5 protein-coding genes and 1 pseudogene are annotated in these 8401 nt (G+C 41.8%); 1 reads left to right on the top strand and 5 read right to left on the bottom strand.

The genetic code is table 11. The features are described 5' to 3' along the window. Positions 1–75: pseudogene (locus FTV29_RS14585) on the top strand (IS6 family transposase); the annotation flags it as partial. A 370-nt stretch (positions 76–445) separates the two neighbouring features. Here FTV29_RS14585 and FTV29_RS14590 read toward each other — a convergent pair. The 5 genes from FTV29_RS14590 to FTV29_RS14610 form a co-directional block, all read right to left on the bottom strand. Beyond that, a complete protein-coding gene (locus tag FTV29_RS14590; protein WP_004812033.1) occupies positions 446–1012 on the bottom strand; it encodes a recombinase family protein in 567 nt (188 codons plus the stop codon). A 178-nt stretch (positions 1013–1190) separates the two neighbouring features. Next, complete coding sequence (locus FTV29_RS14595) at positions 1191–2057, bottom strand: hypothetical protein (RefSeq protein ID WP_004676005.1); 867 nt, start codon at positions 2055–2057, stop codon at positions 1191–1193. Beyond that, entirely contained in the window at positions 2048–3292 is a 1245-nt protein-coding gene (locus FTV29_RS14600; RefSeq protein ID WP_005100615.1) for a hypothetical protein, read from the bottom strand. Before FTV29_RS14600 ends, FTV29_RS14595 begins: the two co-directional genes overlap by 10 nt. Beyond that, on the bottom strand, positions 3289–3921 hold the full coding sequence (locus tag FTV29_RS14605) for a hypothetical protein (RefSeq protein ID WP_004676008.1): 633 nt from the start codon (positions 3919–3921) through the stop codon (positions 3289–3291). Before FTV29_RS14605 ends, FTV29_RS14600 begins: the two co-directional genes overlap by 4 nt. 24 nt (positions 3922–3945) lie before the next feature. Further along, positions 3946–7665 carry an ATP-binding protein gene (locus tag FTV29_RS14610; protein WP_078390059.1) on the bottom strand — a complete coding sequence of 1240 codons (3720 nt, stop codon included), beginning with the start codon at positions 7663–7665 and terminating at the stop codon, positions 3946–3948. Positions 7666–8401: the final 736 nt, after the last annotated feature.

Raw genomic sequence — 8401 nt, forward strand, 5'->3', positions numbered from 1 at the left:
GGCCAGGCCTCAGCATTTTATTATGGTGATCCCCTGGGCGAAATGCGCCTGGTAAGCAGAGTTTTTGAAATGTAAGGCCTTTGAATAAGACAAAAGGCTGCCTCATCGCTAACTTTGCAACAGTGCCCATATTATTGAATCTAATCATATCTTGGACCAAAAAAATCTTTACTTATAATAATGAGTAAATATATACATCCGAATGACGACAAAATTACAAACTTGTAATTTTGTTAAGGTTTGTTCTCAAAAAAATAAATTAATACTATTTTAAAAAAGATAAATCGTTGCTGAAAAAGCTAGATTGCAATCGAGTTAATTAATTATAAATCAAAAACTTATATTGTATAAAATTAGTAACTCTTTGCTTTCTGCACTTATTATTTAATCAACGTTTCACGATTTTCATAAGCTAAACTAAATATAGTCGCCAATTTCAATTGAGTTATTTCCCGGCTTTTAAATACCGATATACCGCTTGGCGACTAATTCCAAATGCCTGGCCTAATGCCATTTTTGAAGGGTACTTCCCTTCCTTCCAGTCTTGTCGCAAAGCTTCAGCCTGATCAGGTTTCAATTTATGTACCCGGCCTTTGTACTTCCCTTGAGAAGAGGCAAGTTTAATTCCTTCCTTTTGCCGCTCTAAAATGATCTCACGTTCAAACTGTGCAAAAGCACCCATCAGTTGCAGCATCAAATTATCCATCGGGGTGGATTGGGCCGTAAAAGTAATATTTTCTTTTACAAACTGGATGGCAATCCCTCGTTTGACCAGTTTATCCACTTCAGTCACCAAATCTTTTAAGCTTCGCGCAAAACGATCCATGGAATGTACTATCACCCGGTCTCCTTCCCGGACATAATTCAACATTTCCTGAAATTTCGGTCGGTCGGTATTTTTACCTGAAGCACGGTCAACAAAAATCCGGTCGACTTCAATTCCCTCAAGTTGACGTCCCGTATTTTGCTCGACCGAACTCACTCGCACATAGCCTACTTTTTGGCCTTTCACTTTTTACGCCCCAATTGGATAAAAATGAACAATTTCGTAAATTATAAATCTTTAATACCAAAGTTACATGTTACTTATGATTAAAAAACATTTAAATGGTACATGTTTTTAAGAACTTTTAAAATGTAATTTTAGGGTATAGTCTAAAGTAACACCTTGAACTTTTGCAACAGTGCCCTTAAATTGCTATACACACCAATGGACCAAGCCGGTTCACGTTCTCTTGCATAACTGCAACTTTATTGAAGTTCACATGCTTCAAGATCGCTTTCATCGGCTCCGACATGCCTTCGGTTTCCGACAAATCCGAAATGTACTCTGACTGGTCTACATACTTATAGAAGTTGTTATCAGGGTGTTGTTCTTTAATGCTTTGCCAACATTGGGGAACCATCACAGAGACTGGTCTGATCAGGTTGAAATTATTGGCGATATTCAACCCATACAGGTCGAAATCGGTATACACCGCTACCGGACATTCTTCTGGCAGAACTTCAAGCAACTGATTGACTGACCGGCAGTTCTTACCATGCCCCCTGTAAAGGAATAGGCTGTCTTGCCATTCGAGTGGAACTTGCTGATACCAGTCCGAAATCCGTACAAGCATAGTGCCATTCTCAATAATGATCAGCTTCCTGATTTTTTCTACTGCAAGATGCTCTAAGGACACGGCTGTTGTCACGCCAGGATGTGCAATGTGCATCTCACCGGACTTTAACGGTAGTTGTGCATTGATCGCAGCAAACCAAAGCTGCTCACCGAAAACGCTGGCATTGCCAGACTTTTCATCTATACGATGATCAGCAAGCGATATTCGGTCTGCATTGGAGTCATACGTTACCTCTGGCTCCGTTTTTACATGCTTTCCGTACAGAACCCGAAGCACATCAAGATCTGATTCACTTAGATGCAGCTCACGTTTGATGATGCTGCCGATCTGCATGTCTTTGTTCAGCATTGTCCATGTCTTGTTAAGCTTCACCACTCTGGTTTTAAGCTGTAAAACCGTCTGAATGATTGAGAGTTCTCTTTGCCCTAAGCGCATTGCATCACCTTTCCGTTGCTGTCTTTGCGACGAAACACGATATCTGAAATGTAGTAGTTGCCATTATATTTAGCATCCGTTTCACCCACTAACTGCAACTCAAGATGGTTTGAGTGGTTGAGTTCAAACTCATACAGGAGGCGACTAATCCAGTATTCAAATTTGCATCCAGGCTCTAGGCGTATGTAGGCGTTCTTTGCTGATATTTCATTGATTGCCGGACTGCCAAAAGCGTCAAAGAAGAAAAATGCAGCTTTATCCAGAGGTGAGACTGCCTTCACTATCGTATGCGTTGCCTTCTCTACCGGTGGGCGTTTTTTTTCAACAACTGGACCATCTTTTTTAACACGCTTCTGATTGGCTGTCTGAGCTACCGCAGATAAAGTGTTCTCAAAATCCTCAAGGTAGATATCGGCACGAGCTTTCAGCTTGATAAGTGGTACACGACGGAAGCTATCAGGTGCCTTGTTGAAATCAATATCGGCATTCAGCGTCCGGTTGTTGGCAAAATGACGGTGCAGCGCATCAATCAGATTGATTCGCTCCTGGGTTTTTATGTCCTTTTTCCATTCAAAGAGTTGCTTGTCCAGTCGGTGATGGCTGTGGTTCATTTCTTCAATGGCTTCAAACACGCTTGGCTTGAGACGTTTGGAGATCACTCTCTGCAAGTCTGCATCACCTACCGCCAATTCATCCATCGTATTTGGTGAAAGGATTTCCAGTGCCGTAATTAGCATTTTGGCAGTCTTTAAGCTTTGTTCAGCCTTACGCATTTTCATGTCGTAGTTGTTGAACAGCGACAGATACTCAAAGCACTGATCGGCAAAATTGGTCATGTTCTCGCTGATATTGTTTGAAAGCTCAATAATCAGGTCACTTGCTTCAACCTTTAATACTTCGGCACTTTCCGGGTCCTCGACTTTTGACAAGGCATAGTCGGTACTCACCGTTTTGATACGATCAATCAGACCGCTAATGTCGGGTGCGGAAATGTTGCGTTTCTTTCTGTTTTTATAGAAATTCACAAACTCAATGACGAAGTTTCTTAGATGCAGCGTGTTTTTTTCTGCATCCAGATACCCAAGATCGCAAGACAGCAAATTATCAATCAAGGATTTGTTTGATTCATTGACCTGAATAGACGAACTGGTAAACATGATTGCTTCGGCAATAGCATCAATGTTTGCAGAGAAAACCTTCGCCCCACGTTCAGCCGGATTCACGAAGTCGATCATAGTAACTCGCCCTGCTCCACATCATCTGTTTGAGTGATATCAATCGCATTGTGTTCGGCAAGGTACTCAGCTTCATCGTAGAAAATCGACCAACGTGAAGTTGCCAAAAACTCAGTACCCACAACCCCAACCGGCACTAAATATTCGCGCTGTACCAAAAACTGAATAACACCGTTGATCTGGTCTTTCACTGTGCTTGCGGTCTTACCCAACTTTGCAGAGAGTTCTTTTAGCCCTTTTTGGACATGCTTGGACTTCTCCACTTCAACCAGGATTTCACCAGACGTAATTCTGTCGCCTCCAATCAGAGGTTCATTGCGCCCCCCTGCCTTTCTGAACAGTCGCAGCCAGTCCACAAGTGGCTCCATTTTGCTGACGTTTTCCTCAAACTGTTTGGTGATGACCTTTTTGATCTCAGGGTCACTTTCAATATCAAGGTAAATCAGGAAATACCCACCACCGCACGGTGTCTGAATACACTTTTTGCCTAGAAAACTAATATGGTTGTTTAGTTGATCTAAAAATTCGACATCATTCAAAAACTCAAAGTTCTCAAAATCACTCCACTGGTCAATTAGATAACCTTCTAATAATTTGGTCGCTACTTTTGTTAATCGTTTATCAGCCATTTAAAATTCTCCACTTTTTCCCTATTAGACTGGTTCTGCTGCAAGCAATGGGTTATCGCCTTCGATTTCCAGTGGAACAACAGTGCTGACACCATTGGCTCCAACAATGTAGAGATTCTTAAACTTGTGGTTAGAGGTTGAGTTTTCCGGTTGAGCACAGACCAGATAGATTTTGTTATGGTCCATCATGTCGAACAGCAAATTGGTGTTGATCGCATCAAAGTTGCCAATCTCGTCAAGCGGGATATGGATGTAGGTCGAGTTATCAGGGCATAACTTCCGTGACAATGCGAGGAACATGATCAGCACCAGAATACGTGACGTTCCTGTACTCCCTGCACTGGTAAAGTCGTTGTCAGTACGCAGCTCGGCAAGACGACCATTGTTCATCACGCTCATTTTCAGACGTACCATAGAGCGGATATCATCAGTATGTCCTTTGGTGCTTTCAATTGCCTTTAAGGTGTATTCACAGCAACGAATGAAATCCTCGCTCGGAATGGAGCTGCTTTGCATGTTTTCAAAGGATTGATAGTCCTCACACTGCAAAACAAACTGATTGAGCTGATCTAGGGTGTTCTTGTCATTCAGCACACTTTCCAGATTCATTGAGAAGTCAGTGAATGCCTTGAACTTGTTGCTACGGTTCAGGTAGCCAGACAGTTCCGTAGATACGCTCTTTAAACGCTTATTTAGATTAAGGATTTCCTGAATATAGTTACGCAACTGAGCCGATTTATTACGGAAAATGTTTGTGACTGCATCATGCTTTTTCGGCAAGTCGTAGTCCATGATGCTTTCGATGGTAGACATGGAGTTAATGGTGTTCATGGTTTCACTGGTAGTCCCCATACTCTCCATCTTTTCCTCAAACAGCTTGAACAGAGAGAAGGCTTCATATTTGCGCAGTAATGCCTTAGAAGCGTTTGTCTGCAAGCGTAATTGATAAATCTGTTTCTTCTGTGTATCAGCCAACGTACCCAGATCACGAGAGAAGCTGTCGAAGCTTAAAAACTCAGGTCGATCTACCTCTACCAATAGGATATCGTCATCGAACAGGTTTTCGATTTCACGCCCCTGTTTATCCAGCTTTTTGATTTTCTCCCTGAAATCTTGTGCACTCGCTTCAAGATTGTCCACTCTTGTACGAAGGGAGGTTCGGACTTGTTCAAGCTCACTTTCCAGTTTGGAAAGATTGTGGCTGTATTCAGATACAAGTTTCAGAGCTTGGTTCATGTCCTCGATATGGTTCTGCTTGTACTGATAGTGGTTTTTCTTCCACATATCGTACTCAGCCAAAATGCTTTCATAGCCTTTGACTTTGGTGTGCTGTGCAATCGCAGCCTTGATCTTCATTTCTGCCTGTTTCAGGATATTTTCATCCACGCCTTGCTCACGCAGTTTGCTGTGATACAGGTTGGTCAAATCATCCATCTTGGCTTGATAGCTGCTCTCTAGCTGCTTTTCCTTTGTGGCAATCAGGTCAAGCTTGATACGCAAGTCTGCATAGGACGCATCATAGCTCTCCTTTAAGCCATTTTTTTCAAGCATGTTGGCTGATCGAAGCTCACCACGTTTCTTCGGCTCAATCTGATTGTTGAAAGTTTGCAGCTCGTATTTCGCTCTATTTACAGCTTCTTGCTCAATACGTGTAGCTTCTGCCTTCTTCGCTTTCAGCTCTTTCTCAGTCTGGTCATAAACCTGTCGGGCTTGCTGCTTCTCGTTTTGCAGGGTATTTAACTCATTTTCGAGTTTAACAACTGCAATATTGGTCTCGTTGATCTCTCTATGGATGGACTGAGCCAGATGCGATTGCTTGTCGTACTGCTCAACCAAAGAAGCCGTGTAAATCTCGGCATCTTTCAGACGTATTTGTAGTTGCTCAAGACTGTCGGCTTCCCCTGGAATCTCCAACTTGTTCAGGTCTATTTCAAGACCATAGAGGCTTAGCGCATTGGCATTCACGCCAGTTTGCCAGACAGGGTTCAGGTTGGTTTTGAAGAAAAGCTCAGGATTGATGACCTTCGCAATGGTAGTACGCCAGTCCACATCTTCATTCGGTGCATCATTCAGGAACCGTAGCAAGGTGTCTTTCTGGAACAGGGTTGTACGCAGATTCTCTTCTGACTGCTTGGCTTTCTCAAGCTTGGCTTTTAATCCATTAAGATCATACTGCGCCTTGTTTTGATCAAAATTAAGTTGTTTAAGCTTGTTTTGAGCCGCTTTCAATTCGTCAGACTTTGCAGACAAGGTATTCTCTTTGACTTCATAAGCCAACTTGAGGCGCTGTAGCTGTAGGTTTTCTTCATCCGTAAACAGTGTTGATTGGTGCATGCGCTCCATAGCTGCTGACTGGATATCCAGAAGCCTTTGACGTTCACTGGAAATTTCTTGATCAAGAATTTGGAGCTGTTCAGCCTGTTTGCGCTCAAGCTCTTTCACCTTGAGATCAAAGCGGTTTCGCAACTGGTTGATTGCCTCCTGAACCTCGTTAGATTCAGCATTAAGGGCTTCACTGGATGCCATTTTTTCACGAAGCAAATCTGCTGAATGCTTGTCGTACTCGCGGTTGATATTTTCGTAGCTTTCAGTCAAAAACTGTTTGTATTTCTTCGCTTCTTCAATCTCGTTGAAGTAGTGCGCACGTTTCTTATATTCCTGTTCCATGACGGAAATATTCATGTCTTGATAACGTCTTTCCGCAACTTCAATATCATGAATTGCCTGTTTAAAGTTACCTGCAGACTTTTCTTTTACTGCAATCAGCTCTTTGACTTGTACAATCTGGTTATTCAGGTTACGGACTGTCTCATTCCCTTTGTTCTTTACCGCATAGATTTCATGCTCTATCGAACTGATCTGCTGCTCGTAGTTCACCACATGGTCCCGGAGTACCAACAGGTGTGCATGAAGCGCATTAAAGGAGGCTAAGACCGCATTCTTTAACTGAATGCCAGAGATAATCTTCTGCTTTTCCGATTGAAGGCTTTGTAGGGCTTTCACATCATTGATGGTTGCTAACCAATCTGCGGTAGAGGTTGGTTTTGTTTTGATTTTCTCGTTGTCCAAATACGCTTCAATTAACATGGTTTTGAAGTTTGAGACAACATTGTTCTGGTTAATCGTTACCTGGGTCAGATTGCTCAGGAATTTTAGCTGTTGTTTGCTTCCAGACAGTGAATAGCGGTTGCATAAATCACGAAGGTTTCTTTCACCTGTCAGTCGTGATTTATCTGCAGTCAGCGTATAGATATATTCAGGGATGCTGTCGATCTGACGGCTCACATCAACGCCAGATTTATAAACCTGATCAAATACGTCTTTCACATTCTGAGAAAGACCCAAGATTTCCAGACTGCTCTCACTTAATAGCGTATCTTCCGCGCATCCATCAACAAATCGGTAGTTGTGCTTGCCCTGATTATTATTGCGATACAGCACCACACACTTTGTACCTGAGTGAGCAAGGTATTCAAAAATCACCATGCTTCGACTGCTCGGCAAATAGTAGTCTACGAAATTTTTCTTGTTTGCAGCTTTCTCTATTAACCCATTTGGTGAGGCACCAAAGAAAATAGGAATCAGGTTCAGGAATGAGGTTTTCCCTGCACCGTTGATACCGGTAATGTTTGTATGACCACCACTAATATCAACTCGGAATAGTTTAGATGAAAGAAAAGAATCATAAAGAATGATTGACTGTAAACCTTTCATAGAGGTTTCTTGAGGGTTAATAATACTCATTATATACCTTTTATAAATATTCATAAGTCTAATGGATACTTCAATTTTAAATAAAAACTGTAACTTTCCCTGATCTTATACTTTTATTAAATATAATGGCGGTTATCCGACATAGACACCAACATATCAAACCGTCCGCTAAGAAAATTGCAAAAGCGCATATTCTAAAAGCGGACATTTTTACTTTGGAGAAACCGGACATTTCTACTTTGGGCTTACAACACTTGTATATTAATTGAAATATCAGCAACTTATTAAAATCAGAAAAATGCAAAAATGAGCAAAAAGCCGATTTTGAAACAAGTCGGCTTTTTTATGAGCAGTTTTGATAGTTCTTGCCAATAATTCTGTATAGAAAATGATCAATTTTGGCATTTTCCCAATGTTCTCAGCTCTTCCAGGGCGAAAACTATCCCCAATTACTGTGGATGAAATTTAGGCTATTTTGTACGCCCTGGCGCACAACAATCTCGGCTCTTTGCGGCTACCTGGAACAGTGGAATTTTCCTATGATGAAGCCATAGAGAACAGGATGTTCCAAACAACAAGAATAAGAAAGATCGCACCAGGAACGTGAGGTAAGACAGGAGTCATACTTAGCAACCCAATATGAAAAACCCCGGCAGGATGCCGGGGTTTTTTATTGCCTATCCTTTCTCATTTGCAAAACAAACATAATGCCCCTAAAATATAGACTATAATCTATATTTTGGTTGTGGTATGTGGACAGTCATTA

The sequence above is a fragment of the Acinetobacter sp. YH12254 genome (assembly GCF_013417415.1).
GTDB lineage: Bacteria > Pseudomonadota > Gammaproteobacteria > Pseudomonadales > Moraxellaceae > Acinetobacter > Acinetobacter pseudolwoffii.

Coding starts and splice junctions, on each gene's coding strand:
- FTV29_RS14595 (WP_004676005.1), bottom strand. CDS start 2,057: ATGCGCTTAGGGCAAAGAGAACTCTCAATCATTCAGACGGTTTTACAG.
- FTV29_RS14600 (WP_005100615.1), bottom strand. CDS start 3,292: ATGATCGACTTCGTGAATCCGGCTGAACGTGGGGCGAAGGTTTTCTCT.
- FTV29_RS14605 (WP_004676008.1), bottom strand. CDS start 3,921: ATGGCTGATAAACGATTAACAAAAGTAGCGACCAAATTATTAGAAGGT.
- FTV29_RS14610 (WP_078390059.1), bottom strand. CDS start 7,665: ATGAGTATTATTAACCCTCAAGAAACCTCTATGAAAGGTTTACAGTCA.